This is a genomic window from Nocardiopsis sp. NPDC006832 (assembly GCF_040635885.1).
GTDB lineage: Bacteria > Actinomycetota > Actinomycetes > Streptosporangiales > Streptosporangiaceae > Nocardiopsis.
Genome location: NZ_JBEYLC010000056.1, coordinates 15,178 through 37,211, shown reverse-complemented (window position 1 = coordinate 37,211; position 22,034 = coordinate 15,178). Strand labels below are relative to the sequence as shown.

Sequence of the window (22,034 nt, the reverse complement as noted above, 5' to 3'; positions counted from 1 at the left end):
GCCGGTCTTGCGGGCGGCGTTGCGCAGCGCGAGTTCGAGCCGGTGCCACCCCTTGTCCAGGATGGCCCGGTTCAGTCCGGACTTTTGACGCACCTGCTTTCCGGGTACCTCGACGGTTCCCTTGGCGGAGGCGGTCATGTCGGTGGTGCGCAACCCCTCCAACACCACCACGTTGTGCCGGATGGTCAGTGTGCGGGCGAGCCGGCCGCAGAAGTCGGTGCGCCGGTCCACCGCACGGGTGGTGATCCGCCCCATGGCCTTCAACATCTTGGCCCGGTTGGTCGACCTCTTCCTACGCCGGGACAGTTTGCGCTGAAGGCGTAGGTACCGGGTCTTCTCCCCCACAGTGGCGAACGGGCGGTCGTAGAACTCGCCCGTGGACAACGTGGCCGCCACAGCCACACCCCGGTCCACCCCCACCGGGGTTCCCGCATGGTGCTCGGGGGTGAACAGCCCGTCTTCGACGAGAAACGATATGAACCAGTGCCCGCCCTTGCGAGATACGGTCGCCGAGCGGATCGTGCCCCCGATGGGGCGGGAGGAGCGCAGCCGCACCCACCCGAGCTTGGGCAACTTGGCCCGCGACCACTTGCGGTTCAGCTTCTCCACCACGATGAGGTTCCCGGCGGGGAAGCGGAACGACGGGCTCCACCGGTACTTGGCCCGCCACCGCACGTTGAAGGTGCCCTTCTGGTGGCATGCCCGGTCCAGGTCCTGCAACGTCTGCTGGAGCACATGCGAGGGGGCCGCCTTCAGCCAGGCCTCTTCCGTCTTGGCCTCGGCCAACTGCCCGGCCTGAAGGTGGTACCCACAGAAAGGACCCTGTCGGCCCCGGGTGTAGCGGTCGACGTACTGGCGGCGCTGGTCCAGGGCGGTGTTCCACACCGCCCGGCAGATGTCACCGAACTCGGTGCACATCGCCTCCTGCGCATCGGTCAGAGCAAGCCGGTAACGACGACCCGACAACATCGTGGAACACCCCCTCTCAGCGGCTCTTCTGGTTGTGCACGTACCGCTCGATCGCTTCCAGCGGGGCGCCTCCGACGGTGGCCACGAAGTAGCCGTTGGTGCACAGCATCGGCAGACGGGAGGAGCGACCCTTGATGGTCTTGACGAGCCGGTGCACTCCGAGCCGGGGGCCGACCTCCACGAGTAGACGCACGTGGTCGGGCATGACCTCCATCTTCACCTTTGTCGGCCATGCCCTCGCGCGCGATCTCCTTCAGCCGTTCCTCGATGCGACCGCCGAGGACGCGGCGCCGGTACTCGGGGCACCAGAGCACGTGAAAGGCACACTGGAAGTGATGTCACGGTTCGAGCGCAAGGTGACGGACGCGTAACTCATCGTATGGCAAAGGGCTGTTCAATGATCCCGTTCGCGGAAAGACGGCTCTCCCCAGGGCTGAAGCCCGGGATCTGCGCCACCCGAAAAATTCCGATCAACACCGCCTCCCACATCGACCACCCGCAGCTGGCCCGCTGCGTCGAACTCGTCGACAACGCCGACGGGACCATGTCGCTGTTCACCACCCTCGTGGAGGCCGACAGTCCCTACCAGGTCGACCACGGAGACTTCTCCCCCGTCGGGCTGGCCTCCCTCTACCGGGAACTGTCCGTCAACGACCTCTACGCCGAGCCCGCCAAGCTGGGTTCCCCGGCCGACCGCAACGTCGAACTCCTGGTAGCGGCCCACCACCCCGCCCGCTGACGGAAGGGGGCACGAGCACCGGCTCGGGACATCCGGGCCGAAGCTGTGGCTCTTGGGCGTGATCCCATCGATTCGGGGGAGCCGTTGGTTTCGCCGGTTTCGTGCCGCCCGGGGGTGGGTGGTGTTGGCGGGGCGCTTGAGGTCGGGGATTTGGGCGCCCCGCCCACAAGCCTGCCCCTACCTCTCGGCCCCGACCTCCATCTTTCCTCCCGAATCCCCGCTCGCAGGGCCCCTCAGCCCTGCTCCTCCAGGGGTGGGACGTGCTCACCCTCCACCACGGGTCCCGGCGGCGTTCCGTCCCCGAACGGGCGACCGCCCAGCTCCTCCCGGTGGTGTGGGGTGAGCCAACCCCGTGGGTCCGGGCCGACGGCCACGATCCCGGTGGGGTTGATGGCGGTGTGCACCGCGTAGTAGTGGACCCGGATGTGCTCCAGGTTGGTGGTGTCGCCGAAGCCCGGGGTCTGGAACAGGTCGCGGGCGTAGGCCCACAGCGCCGGGTACTCGATGAGCTTGCGCCGGTTGCACTTGAAGTGGCCGTGGTAGGCGGCGTCGAAGCGCACCAGGGTGGCCCACAGGCGCAGGTCGGCCAGGGTGATGTGCTCGCCGACCAGGTAACGGCGTTCTGTCAGGCGCTCCTCCAGGGCGTCCAGGCGGTCGAAGACTCCGCGAACGGCCCGCTCGTAGCGCTCCTGGTCGGGGGCGAACCCGGAACGGTAGACACCGTTGTTGAGGTCGCGATAGACCTCGGCGCTGACGGCGTCGATCTCCTCGCGCAGCTCCTCGGGGTACAGTCGCGGCGCGCCGGCGCGGGCCAGACCGTCCCACTCGGTGGCCATGTCCACGCTGATCTGGTCGTAGTCGTTGGAGACCAGGTGGCCGGAGGCGACGTCCACGAGTCCGGGTACGCTCACACCGCCGTCGTAGTCGGGGTCCCGGGCCAGGTAGGCCTCGCGCAGGGCGTGGATGCCGAGCACGGGGTCCTTGTCGTCGGGGTTGCCGGTGCGTTCGGTGAACACCCAGTGCGGGTCGCCCTCGATGATCTCCTGCACGGGGTCGGTGACGGCCAGGGAGACCACCTGTTCCAGCCCCATGAGGCGGCGGGTCATCACGACGCGGTGCGCCCAGGGGCAGGCCCGGTTGATCACCAGCCGATAGCGTCCCGGTTCGGCGGTGCGACCGAAGCGTCCGTCGGAGGTGATCCGGTCGGCGAAGGCCGCGGTCTCGCGCTTGATCTCCTCGGTCGGCAGCCGATTGGCCCGCATGGCGCACACCCTCCGTGTTCTGGGAACCTCTGTCTCCCCGATCCTAGGCCGAACCCACGTCGGGAACCCGGTTGTCCACAGGCGGGATTCCAGTGCTCTTACTCTCGTAGGGCGGCCACGGACTCGATCTCCACGAGCTGGTCGTCGTAGCCCAGGACCGTGACGCCCAGCAGGGTGCTGGGGACGTCGTGCTCGCCGAAGGCGTCCCGTACCACCTCCCAGGCCGTCACCAGATCCTCCTGGGACGTGGAGGCGACCAGCACCCGGGTACTGACCACGTCGGTCAGTGCGGCGCCGGCGTCCGCGAGGGCGGTCTTCAGGTTGGCCACGCACACCGCGGCCTGCCCTGCGTAGTCGCCCACGGCGGCGGTGGTGCCGTCGGCGTTCAGCGGGCACGCGCCGGCGGTGAAGACCAGTCGTGTCCCGGACGGGACCGTGGCGGCGTAGGCGTACTCCGCGACGTCGGACAGGGTGGCGGAACGGATGAGGGTCACGACGCTGTTCATCGGGGTCCCCTTCGGTGCGGAAGCGTTCGGTCACCGGGCACGTTAGCGTCGCACCGGCGAACGCCCCAACGGTTTTTTACGTGGGGAACGTTTCGTTACCGGCGTCGACCGAGCAGGGGGTCCATGAGACGGATGGAGGGAACCTCATGGCTTACGCGACCACGAACCCCTACACGAACGAGACCCTGGCGACGTTCCCGGGGATCGAGGACGAGGAACTGGACCGGGCCGTCCACACCGCCCAGCGGACCTTCGAATCCTGGCGCGCCAAGTCCTTCGACGAGCGCAAGGAGGTCGTCGCCCGCGCCGCGAGCATCCTGCGCGAACGACCCGACGAGTTCGCCCGTCTCCTCACCCTGGAGATGGGCAAGCTGTACGGCGAGAGCCTGGGCGAGGTCGACCTGGCCGCCTCGATCCTGGACTACTACGCGGACAACGCCGAGGAGTTCCTGGCCCCCGAGCCGGTGTCCACCGACCACCCCGAGGCGGGAGAGGCCATCGTGGTCAGCGACCCGATCGGGGTGCTGTTCGGCGTCCAGCCATGGAACTTCCCCTACTACCAACTGGCCCGATTCGCCGGCCCCAACCTCATGGCCGGGAACGTGGTGATGGTCAAGCACGCGTCGATCGTGCCGCAGTCCGCCGCGGCCTTCGAGCGGCTGTTCCGCGAGGCCGGCGCGCCGGAGGGCGCCTACACCAACGTCTACGCGAGCAAGGACCAGGTGAGCCGCGCGATCCAGGATCCCCGGATCCGCGGGGTCGCGCTCACCGGAAGCGAGGGCGCGGGTGCCAGTGTGGCCGCGCACGCGGGCGAGGAGTTGAAGAAGAGCACCCTGGAGCTCGGCGGCAGTGACGCCCTGATCGTGCTCGCCGACGCCGACCTCGACCTGAGCGTGGAGCGGGCGCTCTGGGGCCGGCTCAACAACGCCGGTCAGAGCTGCGTCGCCGCCAAGCGGATCATCGTGGTCGAGGAGGTGGCGGACGAGTTCCTGCGGCGGTTCGGCGAAGGACTCGCCGAGCTCAGGGCGGGCGACCCGTTCGACCCCGACACGACCCTGCCGCCGTTGTCCTCGCAGAGCGCCGCCGACGACCTCGACGCCCTGGTCGACGAGGCCGTCGACCACGGCGCCCTGATGATTACGCCCGGCGATCCCGTTCCGGAGGAGGGCGCGTTCGTCCAGCCCAGGATCCTCACCGGAGTCACCAGGGACAACCCGGTCTACGACAAGGAGTTCTTCGGTCCCGTCGCCCTCTTCTTCCGGGCCATGGACGAGGAGGAGGCGGTGCGGGTCGCCAACGACTCCAGCTTCGGGTTGGGAGGGTCGGTGTTCACCGAGGACATCGCCCACGGTGTGGACGTCGCCAGGCGGATCGAGACCGGGATGGTGTTCGTGAACCACCCGGCCTGGACCCGGCCGGAGCTTCCGTTCGGTGGTACCAAGAGGTCCGGTTACGGCCAGGAACTCTCCTCCGCCGGCATCCAGGAGTTCGTCAACAAGAAACTGATCAACGTGATGCCGACCGGCTAGGGAGCGCGGCCACCACCTGACGCGCGACGGCCCGCCCGGCCCGGTTCGCGCCGATGGTGCTGGCCTGCGGCCCGTACCCGGCCATGAACAGACCCGGTCGACGGACCGCGCGGCCATCCTCCACCCACATCCCTCCGCCTGGTTCGCGAAGGCGCAATGGGGCCAGGTGGGTGAGTTCGGCCCGGAACCCGGTGGCCCAGATGATGGCGTCCACCGGCTCGAACGTGCCGTCCGGCCAGCGCACCCCCTCGGGTTCGATCGCGGTGAACATGGGCCGGTCCACCAACAGCCCACGGTCCCGGCCCGCCAGGTTGGCGGGGGTCGCGGGCAGCCCGGTGCCACCGACGATGCTGGGCAGGCGACGACCGGCCCTCGCGGCCTCGTCCGCCGCGCGCACCGCGTTGATCGGCCCCTCCGGGTCGTCGACGAAGGTGACGGGTCTGCGCGTGGCCCATGTGGTGCTCGCGGCCACGCCCTCCAGTTCGCGCAGGAACCCCACCGCGGAGGTACCACCGCCCACCACCAGGACCCGCATCCCCGCGAAGTTCTCGGCGGCCCGGTAGTCGGGGGTGGAGAGCTGGATGCCCCGGAAGTCCGCCGCACCCGCGAAGTAGGGCCGGAACGGTCGACCCCAGGTGCCGCCGGCGTTGACCACGGTCCGCGAGAGGACCTCCCCTCGGTCGGTCACGACCCGGAACCCCTCGTCGTGGTCGTGCACCCCTCGCACCTGGACCGGGCGCACCACCCGCAGATCGAAGGAGTCCTCATAGCGGCGGTAGTAGTCACGGACCACGTCCCGGGCGGGGCGTTCGGGGTCGGCGGTGTCGAAACTGAGCTCCAGTTCCCGCATGCCGGGCAGGTCGTCGATCTTGTGGGCGTCGTCCAGACGCAGCGCCTCCCAGCGGAACTGCCAGGCTCCACCGGTCTGCGGCCCCCGGTCCAAAACCACGAAGTCGACCCCGGGCCTCAGCCCGAGTCGACGCAGGTGCCAGGCCACCGAGAGCCCGGCCTGCCCGGCACCGATGACGACCGCGTCGGTCGTCTCCGGCAACTCCGCCTTGTCCGTCATCGTTGCTCCCGTCGTCTCTCCTCCCCTGTCGCAACAACGCCACCGGATGGACCTCTTCCCTACGCGGCACCATCACAAGGGGGCGCGACACCCGGCCCCGGGGAGCGGCCCTTCTCCGACGACCCCGCCGGGAGGCCGGCCAGGAGGGCGCGACGGCTTTGTCGAACGTGCTCGCGCATCACGCGTTCGGCGCCGTCCCCGTCCTTGGCGACCACGAGTTCCAGCACGTGGCGGTGTTCGCGGTCGGACTGGAGCGGCCTCCCGGGCTGACTCAGGGACGTCTTCACCAGGCGCGTGTAGGCGAGCTGGTTCATCAGTGTCCGGTAGTGAGCCTCCAACTTGTGGTTGTCGGCGCCTTGGACGAGCAGGTCGTGGAACTCGTGCACCAGTTCCGCGTACCGTCCCTGGTCGTCCTGTGCGACCGCCTCGTCGGACTCTCGGAGGTTGCGCTCCAGCCGGTCTATCTCCGGTACCCGCCCTCTTTGTGCCAGGAGTCGGGCGGCGGCGCCCTCCAGCAGTTCCTTCATCTCGAAGAGCTCCATGATCTCCCGTCGGGAGGGAGCGGTGACGAAGGTGCCGACCCGGGGCCTGATCTCGACCAGGCCCTCGGTTTGCAACTGCTTGAGCGCTTCCCTGACCGGAGTACGGCTGACCCCGTACTCCTCGGCCAGGGCGAGCTCCGAGAGGGGGGTGCCGGGCTCGAACACACCGCTGATGATGCGCCCCCGCATCTCCTCGATGACCGTGGCCTGGATGGATGTGGGGGTCGATCCGCGCATGCCTCGCGCCACGTGGGCACCTCCTTCTCCGTGTCGGGATCCCATGGCCGATTATCCCAGAGGGGAGAGCGCTCCACCGTCGAAGAAGCGACCCGCACCGTAGACCATGGGGGCGTTGTCGGTGACGTCCGCGTGGACCACGCGGCAGACGAAGACGGTGTGGGTACTGGCTCGGAGCCTCTCCCGGATCTCCACCTCCATCCGTGCGCTGCTGCGGGCGATCAACGGGCTCCCGAAGGGCCCCGGGGTCCAGTCCAGGCCCTTGAACTTGTCATCCGACTTACCCGCGAAGCGGGCGACGACGTCCGGCTGGTCGGTCGACAGGATGTTGATGGCCAGGTGCTCGGTCCTGAACAGGCAGTCGTGCGTGGAGGATGTGTGCTGGACGCACACCATGACCACGGCCGGATCCAACGAGATGCTGGAGAAGGCGTTGACCGCCAGCCCCTTCGGGACGTCGCCGTCCATCGCCGTCACGACCGTGACGCCGGTGACGAACTGTCGGTTGACCTGCTTCATCAGGTGGGAGTCGGGCTCGGCGGGAATCGTGTGCATGAAGGTGCTCCTTGACATGGTGGCGGGTCAGTCCTGTCCGACGCTGATGATCCCGAGCGCGGAGAGCAGCGCCCGAGGATCCCAGGTCACGACCTCTTCGGTGATCCGGTCGCCCTCGAATCGGGCGAAGGTGGCACCGCTGACCCGAACCCGACGGTTCGTGGCGGGGACCCCCATGAGGGCGCCCTGGTGGGTGCCGGTGCTGTGCCAGCGGATCGCGGCCCGGTCGCCCTCGATGACGACCTCGTCGAGGGTGGTGGTCAGATCGGGGAACGCGGACCGGGTGGTGATGATCGACGCCTTGAACGCGTCCAGGTCCAAGGGCTGCGACTCGCCGCTGCGGCGGAGGTAGTCACCGCCGTGGAGACCGTCGAGCGCGTCGACGTCGCCTTGGTTCCAGGCCTTGGACCAGACCCGTTCGATGAGCGTTCGGCGGGACTCAGGGTGCGACATGCTTCTTCTCCTTGTCGTCGGTCGATTCGACACGGTGGTCCGCCGCGATGTCCTTCCCCAGGGCCAGCGTGAGACCGGCGATGATCACGAGGAAGGGCAACGAGGTGACGATGACGGTGTTCTGGAGGGCGTCCAGACCCCCCGCGATCATGAGCGCGATCGAGGTGACTCCGGTGAGCACGCCCCACAGGACGAGGACGGGACGACTCGGGTCGAGTGCTCCACCCGAGGTCAGCGTTCCCAACACATAAGTGTTGGAGTCGGCGCTCGTCACGAAGAAGATCACCGCGAGCAGGACGGCGATCGCCGAGGTGAGGGTGGACAGCGGCAGGTGTTCGAGCGTGGCAAAGAACGCGTTGCCGAAGTCGGCCGCGGTCTGCTCCGCGATGTCTCCGCCCTGGAACAGGTCGATGTGGATGGCCGTACCACCGAACACCGCGAACCAGGTGAAGAAGGCCAGGCTCGGGACGGTGAGGACGCCCGCGATGAAGCCGCGGATCGTGCGGCCACGGGAGATGCGGGCGAGGAAGATGCCGACGAACGCACCCCAGGAGACCCACCAGGCCAGCATGAAGTAGGTCCATCCCTGCATCCACTCCAGATCGCCGAACGCGGCGCCCTGCAGGCTCATTCGCAGGAAGTCGCCCGCCCACGTCCCGATCGACTCGATGTAGAGATTGGCGAGGAAGACGGTGGGGCCCACCGCCAGCACGAACAGGAACAGCGCGATCGCCATGGAACCGCTGACGAAGCTCAGCAGCTTGATGCCCTTGTTGATCCCGGTGACGGCCGACATGGTGAAGATGGCGGTGACGGCCGCGATGACGAGGACCTGGGAGACCGAGTCGACGGGGATCCCGAACAGGCGTCCCATCCCGTTGTTGATCTGGAGCGCCCCCAGACCCAGTGACGTCGCCGTGCCGAAGAGCGTCGCGAAGACGGAGAGCACGTCGATCGCCTTACCGATCGGTCCGTGGACCCTGTCGCCCAGGAACGGCGTGAAGAGCTGGCTCACCAGGGGACGACGCCCCTTGCGGTACGTCGAATAGGCGATCGCGAGACCGAAGACGGCGAAGACCGCCCAGGCGTGCAGCCCCCAGTCGAAGTAGGAATACTGCAGGGCGCGCACCGCTGCCTCGGGGGTGTTCGGTTCGGCCAGGCCATGTGGTGGCGTCGCCAGATGCGAGATGGGCTCCGCGACGCCGTACGAGACGAGACCGATGCCCATCACGGCACCGAGGAGCATCGCGAACCAGGTCAGGTTGGAGAACTCCGGTCGGTCGGTGTCCTTGCCCAGCCTGGTGCGACCCACCGGGCTGAACGCCAGGAAGACCAGGAAGACCAGGATCCCGAGGGTGACGACCAGGTAGCTCCACCCGAACGTCGCGGTGACCCAGTTCAGGGAGGTCTCCGTGACCCTGTTGAGGTTCTCGGTGAACAGCACCGCCCAGGCCACGAAGACCGTGGCGATGGCGATCGAGGTCCAAAAGACCGAGCCCAGCCGCCTGACGCCGTCGCGGCGGTCCGACGGCGCCTTGGCCCGGCCGGAGTCGTCGGTGTTCAGGGCCACGAGGTCTTCCGACTCTGTCGTGCGGTCCGTATCTGAACCCACTTGACGTGGATCGGACATGAAACTCCTCGTGTTGTTGATCGCCGACATTGCTCTGGCATGCCAGGGATCGTAATCCACGTCACAGGGCGAATGTCAAGAACCTGGTCGATATTTGCATCGACGACCACCGGAAGGAGCTTCATAACTCCAGATGGTCAATGGTTTTGGAGCCCCGACACCCGACCTCCAGGGGATCTCGCCAATCGATCCGGATCCGCTCTTGACCTTGCATACATGTGAGTTCTAGTGTCTGTGCCATGCAAGAGATCGCCACCCACCCCGAGCGGATCGCTCTCCGCAAACTGGTGACCTATCGCGATGTCGTCGTCACCGAGGCGGGGGCGAGACCGGTTCGTCCCGCACACCGCGCCAGTGTCGCCGCGGTGGTCCGCAACCCATGGATCGGCACGGCACCGGACACCGACCTCTCGCAAGAGCAGGGACGCGTCGCGCCTGTACTGGCCGAACTCCTCACGGATCGGCTCACCGCCGCCCTGGGCGGGGCGGACCGGATCGAGGCCTTCGGCAAGGCCGCGATCGTCGGCGCCTCCGGCGAGATCGAGCACGCGGGGGCGCTCATCCACACGCCGTTCTTCGGCAACCTCGTGCGTGAGCTCCTGCACGGCGAGTCCATCATCTGCTTCGCCGACGCCCGCGCCGAAGCCGGTGAGGACCTGGTCGTTCCGCTGTGGCACAAGACCCACGCCGCGACGCGAAGTCACTACCAGACCATCAACGCACGTATCGCCGACGCTCCACGGTCCGACGAGATCGTCGTCATCGCCGCCGCGTCGACCGGCCCCCGGCCACACCCTCGCATCGGCGATCGCTCCACCGATCGCGCCGTGACCATGGAGAACCTGGAGGAAGCCCGGTCATGAACATCCGTAAGATCGTCACCTACGTCGAAGAGGTCCGCGCCGAGGGCGGTCGTGCGGTCGACCCCGCCGCCCGCATCGCGGTCGTGGCCGCCGTCATCGACAACCCCTGGGCCGGCCAGGGGTTCGTCCAGGACCTCGGTCCGGGCATCGACGCCACCGCCTCGGACCTGGGGGCGCTCCTCGCGCCGGAGGTCCTCCAGGCGCTGGAGGCTCCGGCCCAGGCCTACGGCAAGGCCGCCATCGTCGGACTGGACGGCGAGGTCGAGCACGGCTCGGCCCTCATCCACACGCTGAAGTTCGGTGACCACTTCCGCAAGGCGGCCAACGCCACGACGTTGCTGCCCGCCGTCGAAAAGCGAGGCGCGGTCGGCACGGTGTTCGACATCCCGCTGAAGCACATCACCGACGCGACGATCCGCTCCCACCACCAGACCGTCGAGGTGCGGATCGCCGACGCCCCCCACCCGCACGAGATCGTCATCGCCCTCGCCGCGGCCTCTGGAGGGCGCCCACAGCAGCGTCTGGCCGACCTTTCCACCGAACGGTAGGCGGCCATGAGCAAACCGACCCTCGTGCTGCTGCACGGTGTCGGGCTCGACCACACCATGTGGGAGCCCGTCACCGAACTGACGGCCGACCGCTTCACCGTCGTGACACCCGATCTACTCGGGCACGGAAGCGGCCCGCCCGCTCCCGCGGGCATCACCCTCGCGGACCTGGCCGATGACGTGGCCTCGGCGATTCCCGCCGGATCCCACGTGGTCGGTTTCTCCCTCGGTGCCCTCATCGGCCAGTACCTGGCGGTGCACCGGCCGGAACTGGTCGCCACCTCGACCTCGGTCAGCTCGGTGTGTCGTCGCACTCCGAAAGAGCGTGATGGCGTGCTCGCGCGCCTCGACGCGGCGCGCGCCGACTTCGGGGAATCGGTCGCGGCCTCGCTGCGCCGGTGGTACGCGGGCACCGACGTCGAGACCGAGTGGGTGCACCGTACCGAGGCGACCCTGCTCGCCAACGACCCGGAGTCCTTCCGCAACGGTTATCGCGTGTTCGCGACCGCCGACGCGGAGCTGGGCCCGGATCTGCGCCGGATATCCGTGCCCTCCCTGGCGATCACCGGCGAGGACGACCCCGGGTCCACCCCGGAGATGACCCACCGGCTGGCGGCCGCGATCCCGGACTGCCGTGCCGTCATCGTGCCGAGGACACGGCACATGCTCCCCGTCCAACGGCCCGAGGCACTGGTCGAGTGCCTCACCGCCTTCATCGGAGACCACGCCCATGTCTGACCTCAGGAAACTGAACCACCTCATCGGCGGCGAGCGGGTCGAACCGGCCACCGGTGAATACTTCGAGAGCACGAACCCGGCCACCCTCGAACCGCTGTACCAGGCGGCCCGAGGCGGTACCGCCGATGTCGAACACGCGGTGGCCTCCGCTCGTCGTGCCTTCGAAGACCCCCGCTGGCGCGACCTCAGCCAGACCGGGCGCGGGCGTCTCCTGCGCCGTCTGGGCGACCTGATCGCGGAGAACGCCGAAGAGCTCGCTCGTATGGAGACCCTGGACAACGGCAAGCTCTTGCGCGAGATGCGCGGCCAACTGACCGCCCTGCCCGAGTACTTCCACTACTACGCGGGACTGGCGGACAAGGTCCACGGCGAGGTCATCCCCACGTCGGACCGCCGGGTGCTCAACTACACCGCCAGGGAGCCGCTGGGCGTGGTCGGAGCGATCACGCCCTGGAACTCCCCCCTGACCCTGACCAGCAGCAAACTGGCGCCGGCCCTGTGCGCCGGGAACACCGTCGTGGTCAAGCCCTCCGAGTACACCTCGGCGTCCGTCGTCAGGCTCGCGGAACTGGTGGTGGAGGCCGGCTTCCCGCCGGGCACGGTGAACGTGGTCACCGGCTCGGGTGCCGAGGCCGGCCAGGCCCTGGTCGACCACCAGGACCTCGCCAAGATCTCCTTCACCGGCAGCACCACCACCGGGTCGCACATCGCCTCGGCCACGGCCGGCCGGTTCGTGGGATCGACGCTCGAACTCGGCGGCAAGTCACCCAACATCGTGTTCGACGACGCGAACATCGCGAACGCGGCCATGGGGGTCGTCGCCGGGATCTTCGCGGCCGCGGGGCAGACCTGTATCGCCGGCAGCCGGGTGTTCGCCCACCGGTCGGTCTACGACGAGCTCCTCGACCGGGTATCCGAGCGGGCCGGCCGTATCCGGATGGGCGACCCACTGGACGAGGACACCGAGATCGGGCCCCTGGCGTTCGAGGAACAGAGGAACAAGGTCGCGGGATACGTCGACCTGGGTCGCGCCGAGGGCGCCCGCGTCCTCACCGGTGGCCGCCCCTCGGACGGCGGCCTCGGCGGCTACTTCTACGAGCCCACGATCCTGGTCGACGTGGACAACGACATGCGCGTGGTCAGGGAGGAGATCTTCGGCCCGGTCCTCGCCGTCATGCCGTTCGACACCGAGGAGGAGGTCCTGCGCCTGGCGAACGACACCGAGTACGGACTCGCGGCCGGTGTGTGGACCTCGAACCTGGCGCGGGCCCACCGCATGGCCGACCGGCTGGAGGCGGGGACCGTGTGGGTCAACACCTACCGGGCGATGTCTCCGATGTCACCGCGCCAGGGCTTCAAGAGCAGTGGCGTAGGGGTCGAACACGGCACCGAGACCATGAAGGAGTACACGCGGCTCAAGAGCGTTTGGATCAACACCGGCGAGGACCCCGTCGCCGACCCCTTCGTCCTGAGGAGCTGAGATGCCACAGGTCGACATCACCCTGGCGGAAGGCCGCTCTCCGAGCCAGATCCGGGACCTGATGCACGACGTGCACACCGCCGTCCTGCGCACCACGAACACCAGACCGGAGTACATACGGGTCGTCGTCCACGAGGTGCCGCGCACTCACTGGTCCACCGGCGACAGGACGATCGAGGAAATGGATTCCGGCGGGCCCTACCCCGCCCCCGAAGACCAGGAGCAACAGTGAGATTTTCCCTCTTCTTGCACATGGAACGCTGGGACGAGAGCGTGAGCCCCTCCCAGCAGTTCGAGAACCTCACCGAACTCGCACAGATGGCCGAGGCGGGCGGATTCGGGACCGTGTGGATCGGCGAACACCACTCCATGGAGTTCGTGGGCTCCCCCAGCCCGATCCCCCAGCTCGCCTACCTGGCGGCACGCACCTCGACAATCCGGCTCGGCGCGGGCACCATCATCGCGCCCTTCTGGCACCCGGTCCGGGCCGCGGGCGAGGCCGCGCTGCTCGACGTGATCAGTGGCGGAAGGGCCGAGATCGGGCTGGCACGGGGTGCCCACCAGTTCGAGTTCGACCGGCTCGCGGACGGCCTGGCCGCGGCGGACGGCGGACAACACCTGCGGGAACTGGTCCCGGCGGTCCGTGCCCTCTGGCAGGGCGACTACGCCCACGACGGGGACATCTGGCGGTTCCCCACCTCCACCAGTGTGCCCAAGCCGGTGCAGCAGCCGACTCCACCCATGTGGGTCGCCGCACGCGACCCCAACTCCCACGACTTCGCCGTCGCCAACGGGTGCAACGTGATGGTCACTCCGCTCATGAAGGGCATCGAGGAGGTGGAGAACCTGGTGGACAAGTTCCGAACCGCCGTCCACAACCACCCCGAGGTGCCACGGCCCGAGCTCATGGTGCTGCGGCACACCCACGTGCACAGCCCCGAGGACCCCGACGGTTGGCGCCCCGCGGCCGAGGCGATCCAGCGCTACTACCGCACCTTCGACGCCTGGTTCAGGAACAAGGAGGCTCCCAAGGGCGGCTTCCTGGAACCGAGCCCGGTCTCGAAGTTCGCGGAGCGCCCGGAGTTCGAGCCCGAGTCGCTACGCCGGACCGCCGTGATCGGCACACCGGACGAGGTCGTCGAACGGCTGCGCCGGTACGAGGAGCTGGGCATCGACGAGTACAGCTTCTGGATCGACAACAGCCTCCCGCACGAGGAGAAGCGCGCCTCCCTCGAACGCTTCGTCAAGGAGGTCGTGCCCTACTTCCGGTAGTCGCGTCATGACCCCGACGATCGGGCACGGGTGGCCTCCAGCGGCGTTCTGGGGCCACCCGGCGTCTCCGCCCGATCCCGGCGAAGCCGCACCAAGAGCTCATCTCATTTGGGTTCTCGGCAACCTGACCCTGTGTCGATGGTTGAGCGGTTGGTGCCGGACGGATTATGGGAGTTGTTCCAGCGGGTGGTGCCCGAGGTGCCCACCCGGCCTCAAGGTGGGCGGCGCAGACACGGTGACCGTGAGGTGTTGGCCGCGATCATCTTCGTCGTCACGACCGGCTGTACTTGGGCTCAACTCCCAGTCCATCGCCTGGTCCGCAAGGGCGCGGAATCCTCCCATCTGCTGGGACGGCACCGCCGGCGGGTCGAACGCACCACGGCCGCCGACTCCACCGCCGCTACGAACGCAAAGGCGAGCACTTCCTCGCGTTCACCGGCGTCGCCCGCACGTTGACCTGCTTCCGCAAACTCACCGAATGAGACGACCTCTAAGCACCACAAGTGGTGCCGATCAAGCGTCTGGTCGCCGTCGCCGTCACCGGGCGCCGGTGGGCGGTGGGCGGTGGGCGGTCGAGGAAAACTTTCAGCAGGGCAAGGGCCTGGCCGGGTTGGACGAGCACCAGATGCGCATCTGGTGCTCTTGGCATCGGCGGATCCTGTTCGCGATGCTCGCCTACGCCTTCCTCACGGCGTACGTGGCCATCGAAGCTCGACAGAATCCCGCTGGGAAGGGCTGATCGCGTTGACCTTCAACGGGATCGCGCACTTGCTCAACGCCTTGTTCGTAGTGGCTTCTGATAGCAAGCATGCGCTGGGCCGGTAGCTGTTCAGACGCTTCCACCAGGCCAGCGCCCGCCAGCGCCACGACAGCAGATAGACCCTCCAGGAATCATGACAAACCGGACCTACAACTGGAGTACCAGCTCGCGGGACCCCACCACCCCACACCACGGAGCAGCAGTATCCGCAACCAATCGAAGGATCGTGGTGCACATCCTCAACCAACAAACCCTACCGCTCGACTGATCAGCCTGGCAGTGTCTTGGGTATGACTATAGCTGCCTACGCCTTGTGGGGTCTCTTCGGCTCAGGAGCCGTAGAAGGGCTACAACTCAATCAAGGAATCAGAAAATACAGGCGCTGGCCTTGGCTTTCCCCCGTCGAGCCAGACTTCGCCCCTTGGTGCACCTCCGTGCTAATAAGGTTATTTATTGGAAGTGGTCTAGCGGTAGCCTCAGGCTTAACAGATCAGATCTCAGGGCCGTTTGGAGCCCTGGCAATCGGAATCGCCTCTCCGTACATAATTGAACAATTGCAACGATCGGCCCATCAAGCACATAGTGCATCACAAACCGCACATCGACATGATGAGACTATCAAGAAGCTGAGGAGGCCTGATGAAGACGAGTGATCGGAGTTCTTTCACGCACCAACTGTGGTCTGCGATAGGAAGAAGTCCTGTACTCAAAGGGGGTAGCGCCAATGCCGCCAGGGCGAATCCTGAAGATCTCCTGACCGAGGAAGATCTTAGTGTTATGCAAGAAATCGCACGAGGCGTAACCACTGACATTGCAGCTCGGAATCTCAACCTTAGCCCGAGGTTACTCAGGCGAAAAATCAGAGCAATTTGCGATCTACTTCAAGCAGACACGCCAATCGAAGCTGTTACATACCTGGCAGAGAGGGGAAAGGTAGATACCACCCCTACCCCTTCATCATTTCAGCTCAGCCACGAGGAGATTGAGCTTCTTGCTGAAATCGCAACCGGAGCCACTACGGAGCAGGCTGCGCGAAATCTGAATTTATCCGCCAGAGCGCTACGTCGTAGGATTCGGAACATCTGCGACGTCCTCAAAGTGAACACTCCTATCGAAGCGGTCGTGTGGGCGGCACGCCACAAACTAATATAGCTGGCGCATTTCATACCGGATACGATAGATGCCTTAGTTTATACCGAAATTCCCTCCCGTTACTCAATGGAGGCGGGGAAGTGTCGAAGTCCTACGGGACCTGAGAAGGATCATCAGAAGGCAGGACTCAACGACAAGGACTGGACCGCGCGAGCTGCGCCACACGTTCGTGTCGCTGCTGTCGGACCACGAGGTGAGCATCGAGGAGATCTCACTACTGGTCGGTCACAACGGCACCGACACCACCGAACGCGTCTACCGCCACCAGCTGCGGCCGGTACGTCGGTCAGCGGCTCGGGCGATGGACGACATCCTCAACGACGTGGGCTGATACCCCCACCGACCCCGGTTCTACCCCACTTTTACCCCACCTGAGACGCAGAAAGAGGCCCACCAGATGGTGGACCCCTCTATGAACTGCTACTTCTCTGTCGGGACGGCGGGATTTGAACCCACGACCCCTTGACCCCCAGTCAAGTGCGCTACCAAACTGCGCTACGTCCCGTCCGTCGGACCGACACCGTCTCCGGTGTGGCCAACGGAGACGACTCTATCGCATCCCCCGAGCCGTTCGCGCCATGGTTCCCTCCACCCCGCCTGCGCAAGATCGGTCAAGCGGCTCCAAGGGTCGAACGAAGATACTGGTCCCATGACCGACCCCACCACCGGACGCGACCGGCTGCGTGAACTGCTCGACGCCGTCCTGGCCGAGGACAACACCCGCCTGAGCGACATGGCCGGGCAGGCGCACGCCTCACCGTTCCACTTCAGCCGCACCTTCGCCCGGGACACCGGCGAACCACCCGTGGCGCTGCGCCGTCGGGTGCTGTTGGAACGGGCCGCCTGGCAGATCGGGCAGGGCAGCGGTGTCACCGACGCCGCCTTCGCCGCCGGATACGAGTCCGTCGAGGGGTTCACCCGCGCGTTCGCACGCGCGTTCGGCCACCCGCCCAGCGCCACCACGGCCGGCAGCGGCCGGTGGCTGGCCGCGCCCAACGGGGTCCACTTCCATCCGCCGTTCCATCTGTGGGTGGAGGAGAACCCGAAGGGACGACCCGACATGGACCTCACCGCCTTCCAGGTGCACCACGACGTCGACGACACGGCCCTGCTCATCGACCTGGCCGCCGAACTGTCCGAGGAGGAGTACCGGAAGGTGCGCTCCCCCGGGCGGACCGTCCTGAGCTGGGACGGTCCCGAGGAGTCGATCGCGCACAGCCTGGACCGTCTGGTGTGGTCCAAGGAGGTGTGGCTGGCCTCCATCGAAGGGGGCGACTTCCCCGAGCACGGGGAGGACGATCCGGCTTCGATGCGGGAACGGCACCGCGAGGCGGGGGCGCGGTGGATCGCCACCGTCGGTGACATCGGACGCCGGGGCGCCTGGGGCGACCGGCTGATCGACGCACTGTGCGACCCACCGGAGAGCTTCGTCATGGGCAGCGTGGTGGTGCACATGCTCACCTTCGCCGCGCACCGCAGGCAACTCGTACGGCACATGCTGCGCGAGGCGGGCATGGAGGTGGGCCACGGCGACCCCATCGAATGGCTACAGGACCACTACGGAGGAACGACATGACCAGGACCGTCTACGAGACCGCCACCAGCCTGGACGGGTTCATCGCCGACCAGGACAACTCCCTGGAGTGGCTGTTCGCGGTGGAGGGTGCTCAAGAGGGTGAGGCGATCGACTCCACCGCCGAGTTCATCAACGGCGCGGGCGCGATCCTCACCGGGGCGACCACCTACGAGTGGATCCTCCAGGAGCAGGGGGACAAGCCCTGGCCCTACAAGACACCCACCTGGGTGCTGACCCACCGCGACCTGCCCCGGATCGAGGGCGACCTGCGGTTCCTGAGCGCCGACACCGACGACGAATTGCGCGCCCTGCACAAGGACATGGTCGAGACCGCCGACGGCAAGGACATCTGGGTGGTCGGCGGTGGACGCGTCGCCGCCGAACTGGCCCGGCTGGGCCTCCTCGACGAGGTTCGGGTGTCGATCGCCCCGATCAGCCTGGGCGGCGGCGCTCCCCTGCTGGACGGCCGGGTGCGGCTGCGGCCGCTGTCGGTCCGGCTCGCGGGCGCGTTCGCCTGTCTGAACTACGAGGTCGTCAAGGACTGACCGTCTACGACTCTGCCAGCAGTTCCGCGGCCCGGGCCACCTGATCCTCGTCCAGGACGGGAATCCCGTGTTCGCGCAGCAGGTGCGCGGTGACCCCCTCCCCCGGGACCTTGCGCCCGGAGAAGGTGCCATCGAACACCCGGTGGGAACCGCAGGAGGGGCTGGACTGCTTGAGCAGGGCCACGACCACACCCTGCGCCCGCGCGGTGGCCAGCGCCGCGCGGGCGCCGGAGACGAAGTGATCGGTCACGTCCACGCCGTCGGGGGTGAGGATGCGGGCGCGACCCGCGAGAACGTCGGCGGCGTCGGCACCCGGCTCGATCTCGGCCGGTGGCCGGGGCACGGGCAGACCACCGGCGATCTCGGGGCAGTGCACGACCAGACGCCCCTCGGCGCGCCAGCCTTCGACGGTGGCGTCGTCCACCGGTTTGGCCCGCCCGTCGAAGCGGACCTTGCGCCCCATCAGACAGGCGCTCACCAGCACTTTGCGCATACGGCCACGCTACCCGGACGCCGACACGACCACATCCCACGCTTTCGTCACCCACAGTGCTTACCTGGATCCTTCACGTGATCACTGGGAGGGGAAGACGTGAGCGAGACACCACCCGAGAGCGGTGCGGGCCCCAAGGACACCCGGGTATTGGAGACCGACCACCGCACCACCCGCAAGGCCGTCACCGCCGCGGCCATCGGCAACGCGACCGAATGGTACGACTTCGGTGTCTACAGCTACCTGGCCACCACGATCGGGCTGGTGTTCTACCCGTCCCAGTCGGGTGGCGTCCAACTGATCGCGACATTCACCACCTTCGCCGCGGCGTTCCTCGTCCGCCCCCTCGGTGGTCTGTTCTTCGGTCCACTCGGTGACAGGATCGGCCGTAAGCAGGTACTCGCCTTCACCATGCTGCTCATGGCGGTGAGCACGTTCGCGATCGGGCTCATCCCCTCGGCGGAGACGATCGGCGTCGCCGCCCCGATCCTGCTTCTGGTCGCGCGCATGTCACAGGGCTTCTCCACCGGCGGCGAGTACGGTGGCGCGACCACCTTCATCGCCGAATACTCGCCCGACAAGCGTCGCGGGTTCCTGGCCTCCTGGCTGGAGTTCGGCACGATCAGCGGCTACGTGGCCGGCGCCTCCATCGTCACGCTGATGACGATGGCCCTGGGCAGCGAAACCATGGTGGAGTGGGGGTGGCGTATCCCATTCCTGTTGGCGCTTCCGCTGGGTGGCATCGGCCTCTACCTGCGTCTCAAACTGGAGGACACCCCGATCTTCGAGGGCTCCTCGGAGGGCTTCGCCAAGGACTCCACCGGTGAACGTCGCAAGGGCCAACTCCGGGAGACCTTCGTCGACCAGTGGCGCGCCATGCTGCTGTGCATGGGCCTGATCCTGGTCTTCAACGTCAACAACTACATGGTGACGGCCTACCTGCCCACCTACCTGGAGACCGAACTCGACTACGGGGCCTCCGCGGCGCTGGCGATCACCCTGGGCGGCATGGTGTTCATCCTCGCCACGGTCGCCCTGGTCGGGCGTCTCAGCGATCGGGTGGGCCGCAGACCGGTGTTGTTCACCGGCAGCCTGCTCTCGATCGTGCTGTCCTTGCCGGCCTTCTGGCTGATGCAGCGCGGTGAGCTGTGGGCGGTCGCCCTGGGCGTGGTGGTCCTGGCGATCACCCTGGTGCACTTCTCCGGTGCGGCGCCCGGCACCCTGCCGGCGTTCTTCCCCACCAAGGTCCGCTATGGCGCGTTGGCCGTCAGCTTCAACGTCTCGGTGGCGTTGTTCGGTGGCACCACCCCGCTGCTCTCGGAGTCGCTGATCCAGGCCACCGGCAACCTCTACGCCCCGGCGTGGTTGCTCATGGCCGCCGGGGTGGTGGGCGTCCTGGTGGTGTGGCGGATGCGGGAGAGCGCCGGGCGACCGTTGCCGGGCGCGCCGGCCATCCCGGTGCCGCGTCCGCGCCAGAACGTGGAACCCGCGCCGAGGCCCCGCCCCGGCAACGTACGCCGCCTGCCCTAGGCGTCCCGTCCCTGACACACGAAGAGGGCTCCCCGTGATCGGGGAGCCCTCCGCACTCATACGCGAAACCCTAGCGGCGACCGCCGGACTTGCGGTCGGGGCGCACGCTGCCCTTGGAGGCGCGGCCCGGGGCCCCGCCCTTCTTCTCCCGGATGCGCATGCTGATGTGCACCGGGGTGCCCTGGAAACCGAAGTCCTCGCGCAGACGCCGCTCGATGAACCGGCGGTAGTTGTCCTCCAGGAACCCGGTCGTGAACAGGATGAAGTGCGGCGGACGCGATCCGGCCTGGGTCCCGAACAGGATCTTGGGCTGCCTGCCACCGCGCGCCGGCGGCGGGGTGGCCGCCACCAGGTCCTTGAGCCAGTTGTTGAGCTGACCGGTGGAGATGCGCTGGTTCCAGCCCGTCAGGCTGGTCTCGATCGCGGGAACCAACCGCTCCATGTGGCGGCCGGTGGCGGCGGAGATGTTCACCCGGGGCGCCCACGACACCCGCGCCAACTGCCGGTCGATCTCCTTCTCCAGGTAGGTCCGGCGCTCCTCGTCCAGGATGTCCCACTTGTTGAAGGCCAGGACCAGACCACGGCCGGCCTCGACGACCTGCTCGACCACGCGGATGTCCTGCTCGGCCAGCGGCTCGCTGACGTCGATCAGCACCACCGCCACCTCGGCCCGCTCCAGGGCGCTACCGGTGCGCATCGTCGCGTAGTAGTCCGCGCCCTGCAGCGCGCGGAACTTGCGACGGATACCGGCGGTGTCGATGAACTTCCAGGTCTGGCCGCCCAACTCGATGAGCTCGTCGACCGCGTCACGGGTGGTACCCGCCACGGAGTCCACGACCACGCGGTCCTCACCGGCCAGCCGGTTGAGCAGGCTGGACTTGCCGACGTTGGGCCGACCCACCAGGGCCACCCGGGACGGACCGCCCTCGCCATCGCCCTCGTCCTCGCCCCGGGGGGCCTCGGGGAAGGCCTCCACCACGGCGTCGAGCATGTCACCGGTTCCGCGACCGTGCAGTGCACTGATCGGGAAGGGCTCCCCCACCCCCAGGTTCCACAGGTTGAGGGCGTCGGACTCCTGCTGACCACCGTCGACCTTGTTCGCGGCCAGGACCACGGGACTCTTGGTGGCCCGCAGCACGCGGGTGACGGCCTCGTCGGCGTCGGTGATGCCGACCGTGGCGTCCACCACGAACAGGATCACGTCGGCGGTCTGCGCCGCGTACTCGGCCTGACGGGCGACCATCGCGGCCAGCCCGCTGACGCTGGTCTCCCAACCACCGGTGTCCACCAGGGTGAACCGGTGGTTCTGCCACTCGGCGTCGTAGGCGACCCGGTCACGGGTCACACCTGGAACGTCCTCGACCACGGCCTCACGGCGGCCGATGATCCGGTTCACCAGGCTGGACTTACCGACGTTGGGGCGACCGACCACCGCCACCACGGGCAGGGCCGACTCGGTTTCCTCGGTCTCGTATCCCACATCGGACACGTCGAACTCGCTCATTACCCACTACTCCCGGTTCGAGGTCCTCGCGCGCCCAGGATGCGTGCCGCGAGGATGCTGAGATTCCACGGGGAGACCCCCG

General features: G+C 67.6%; 22 protein-coding genes, 1 tRNA gene and 4 pseudogenes. 15 read left to right on the top strand and 12 right to left on the bottom strand.

Going from position 1 to position 22,034, the window contains the following annotated elements; genetic code table 11:
• Both ABZ717_RS22630 and tnpA read right to left on the bottom strand, forming a co-directional pair.
• On the bottom strand, positions 1-969 hold a 969-nt coding region (locus tag ABZ717_RS22630; protein WP_358513702.1), incomplete at its 3' end, for a transposase.
• A 16-nt stretch (positions 970-985) separates the two neighbouring features.
• Positions 986-1,345: pseudogene (gene tnpA / locus ABZ717_RS22625) on the bottom strand (IS200/IS605 family transposase).
• A gap of 93 nt (positions 1,346-1,438) precedes the next feature.
• Between tnpA and ABZ717_RS22620 the strand changes: the two are divergent.
• Positions 1,439-1,708, top strand: a pseudogene (locus ABZ717_RS22620) (TIGR03767 family metallophosphoesterase); the annotation flags it as partial.
• Positions 1,709-1,941: 233 nt separating this feature from the next.
• On the opposite strand, the gene ABZ717_RS22615 reads toward ABZ717_RS22620, so the two are convergent.
• Both ABZ717_RS22615 and ABZ717_RS22610 read right to left on the bottom strand, forming a co-directional pair.
• A complete protein-coding gene (locus tag ABZ717_RS22615) occupies positions 1,942-2,970 on the bottom strand; it encodes a glutathione S-transferase C-terminal domain-containing protein (RefSeq protein ID WP_358513700.1) in 1,029 nt (342 codons plus the stop codon).
• 98 nt (positions 2,971-3,068) lie between these two features.
• Positions 3,069-3,476, bottom strand: a complete 408-nt coding sequence (locus tag ABZ717_RS22610) for a Rid family hydrolase (protein WP_358513698.1) — start codon at positions 3,474-3,476, stop codon at positions 3,069-3,071.
• Positions 3,477-3,622: 146 nt separating this feature from the next.
• On the opposite strand from ABZ717_RS22610, the gene ABZ717_RS22605 reads away from it, so the two are divergent.
• Positions 3,623-5,005 carry an NAD-dependent succinate-semialdehyde dehydrogenase gene (locus ABZ717_RS22605; protein WP_358513696.1) on the top strand — a complete coding sequence of 461 codons (1,383 nt, stop codon included), beginning with the start codon at positions 3,623-3,625 and terminating at the stop codon, positions 5,003-5,005.
• Here the strand turns inward: ABZ717_RS22605 and ABZ717_RS22600 are convergent.
• From ABZ717_RS22600 to ABZ717_RS22580, 5 genes are read right to left on the bottom strand one after another with little or no spacing between them, the layout of a single operon-like run.
• Entirely contained in the window at positions 4,983-6,074 is a 1,092-nt protein-coding gene (locus ABZ717_RS22600; protein ID WP_358513694.1) for an NAD(P)-binding domain-containing protein, read from the bottom strand. The genes ABZ717_RS22605 and ABZ717_RS22600 overlap by 23 nt on opposite strands.
• Positions 6,075-6,133: 59 nt before the next feature.
• A complete protein-coding gene (locus ABZ717_RS22595) occupies positions 6,134-6,865 on the bottom strand; it encodes a GntR family transcriptional regulator (RefSeq protein WP_358513692.1) in 732 nt (243 codons plus the stop codon).
• A gap of 39 nt (positions 6,866-6,904) precedes the next feature.
• A complete protein-coding gene (locus tag ABZ717_RS22590; protein ID WP_358513690.1) occupies positions 6,905-7,408 on the bottom strand; it encodes a flavin reductase family protein in 504 nt (167 codons plus the stop codon).
• Positions 7,409-7,435: 27 nt separating this feature from the next.
• Positions 7,436-7,861: an ester cyclase gene (locus ABZ717_RS22585; protein ID WP_358513689.1), complete on the bottom strand. Its 426-nt coding sequence runs from the start codon at positions 7,859-7,861 to the stop codon at positions 7,436-7,438.
• Positions 7,848-9,431 (bottom strand): BCCT family transporter, encoded by a 1,584-nt coding sequence (locus ABZ717_RS22580; protein ID WP_358513687.1) that lies wholly within the window; start codon positions 9,429-9,431, stop codon positions 7,848-7,850. Before ABZ717_RS22580 ends, ABZ717_RS22585 begins: the two co-directional genes overlap by 14 nt.
• Before the next feature lie 299 nt (positions 9,432-9,730).
• On the opposite strand from ABZ717_RS22580, the gene ABZ717_RS22575 reads away from it, so the two are divergent.
• From ABZ717_RS22575 to ABZ717_RS22530, 10 genes and pseudogenes are all read left to right on the top strand, one after another.
• Positions 9,731-10,354 carry an amino acid synthesis family protein gene (locus ABZ717_RS22575; protein ID WP_358513685.1) on the top strand — a complete coding sequence of 208 codons (624 nt, stop codon included), beginning with the start codon at positions 9,731-9,733 and terminating at the stop codon, positions 10,352-10,354.
• Positions 10,351-10,902, top strand: a complete 552-nt coding sequence (locus tag ABZ717_RS22570) for an amino acid synthesis family protein (protein ID WP_358513683.1) — start codon at positions 10,351-10,353, stop codon at positions 10,900-10,902. The genes ABZ717_RS22575 and ABZ717_RS22570 overlap by 4 nt, the downstream gene beginning before the upstream one ends.
• A gap of 6 nt (positions 10,903-10,908) precedes the next feature.
• On the top strand, positions 10,909-11,640 hold the full coding sequence (locus ABZ717_RS22565) for an alpha/beta hydrolase (protein ID WP_358513681.1): 732 nt from the start codon (positions 10,909-10,911) through the stop codon (positions 11,638-11,640).
• Positions 11,633-13,120, top strand: coding sequence for an aldehyde dehydrogenase (locus ABZ717_RS22560; protein WP_358513679.1), 1,488 nt, complete (start codon positions 11,633-11,635; stop codon positions 13,118-13,120). The genes ABZ717_RS22565 and ABZ717_RS22560 overlap by 8 nt, the downstream gene beginning before the upstream one ends.
• A 1-nt stretch (position 13,121) precedes the next feature.
• Entirely contained in the window at positions 13,122-13,352 is a 231-nt protein-coding gene (locus tag ABZ717_RS22555) for a tautomerase family protein (protein ID WP_358513677.1), read from the top strand.
• Positions 13,349-14,392, top strand: a complete 1,044-nt coding sequence (locus ABZ717_RS22550; protein ID WP_358513675.1) for an LLM class flavin-dependent oxidoreductase — start codon at positions 13,349-13,351, stop codon at positions 14,390-14,392. The genes ABZ717_RS22555 and ABZ717_RS22550 overlap by 4 nt, the downstream gene beginning before the upstream one ends.
• Positions 14,393-14,524: 132 nt before the next feature.
• Positions 14,525-14,874: pseudogene (locus ABZ717_RS22545) on the top strand (transposase).
• Positions 14,875-14,942: 68 nt separating this feature from the next.
• Positions 14,943-15,080: pseudogene (locus ABZ717_RS22540) on the top strand (IS701 family transposase); the annotation flags it as partial.
• Positions 15,081-16,067: 987 nt separating this feature from the next.
• Complete coding sequence (locus tag ABZ717_RS22535; RefSeq protein WP_358513708.1) at positions 16,068-16,304, top strand: LuxR C-terminal-related transcriptional regulator; 237 nt, start codon at positions 16,068-16,070, stop codon at positions 16,302-16,304.
• 40 nt (positions 16,305-16,344) lie between these two features.
• Positions 16,345-16,635, top strand: a complete 291-nt coding sequence (locus ABZ717_RS22530) for a tyrosine-type recombinase/integrase (RefSeq protein WP_358513706.1) — start codon at positions 16,345-16,347, stop codon at positions 16,633-16,635.
• A gap of 100 nt (positions 16,636-16,735) precedes the next feature.
• Here ABZ717_RS22530 and ABZ717_RS22525 read toward each other — a convergent pair.
• Positions 16,736-16,809 (bottom strand) — tRNA-Pro (locus tag ABZ717_RS22525).
• A gap of 144 nt (positions 16,810-16,953) precedes the next feature.
• Between ABZ717_RS22525 and ABZ717_RS22520 the strand changes: the two genes are divergently transcribed.
• Together ABZ717_RS22520 and ABZ717_RS22515 are read left to right on the top strand one after the other, a co-directional pair.
• Positions 16,954-17,880: a helix-turn-helix domain-containing protein gene (locus ABZ717_RS22520; protein WP_358513673.1), complete on the top strand. Its 927-nt coding sequence runs from the start codon at positions 16,954-16,956 to the stop codon at positions 17,878-17,880.
• Positions 17,877-18,425, top strand: a complete 549-nt coding sequence (locus tag ABZ717_RS22515; RefSeq protein WP_358513671.1) for a dihydrofolate reductase family protein — start codon at positions 17,877-17,879, stop codon at positions 18,423-18,425. The genes ABZ717_RS22520 and ABZ717_RS22515 overlap by 4 nt, the downstream gene beginning before the upstream one ends.
• Positions 18,426-18,429: 4 nt before the next feature.
• Here ABZ717_RS22515 and ABZ717_RS22510 read toward each other — a convergent pair whose 3' ends face one another.
• Positions 18,430-18,918, bottom strand: a complete 489-nt coding sequence (locus ABZ717_RS22510; protein ID WP_358513669.1) for a DUF523 domain-containing protein — start codon at positions 18,916-18,918, stop codon at positions 18,430-18,432.
• A 99-nt stretch (positions 18,919-19,017) separates the two neighbouring features.
• Here ABZ717_RS22510 and ABZ717_RS22505 point away from each other — a divergent pair, with 99 nt between their 5' ends.
• A complete protein-coding gene (locus ABZ717_RS22505) occupies positions 19,018-20,448 on the top strand; it encodes an MFS transporter (protein ID WP_358513667.1) in 1,431 nt (476 codons plus the stop codon).
• 70 nt (positions 20,449-20,518) lie between these two features.
• On the opposite strand, the gene der is transcribed toward ABZ717_RS22505, so the two are convergent.
• A complete protein-coding gene (gene der, locus ABZ717_RS22500; RefSeq protein WP_358513665.1) occupies positions 20,519-21,952 on the bottom strand; it encodes a ribosome biogenesis GTPase Der in 1,434 nt (477 codons plus the stop codon).
• Between the last annotated feature and the right edge of the window lie 82 nt (positions 21,953-22,034).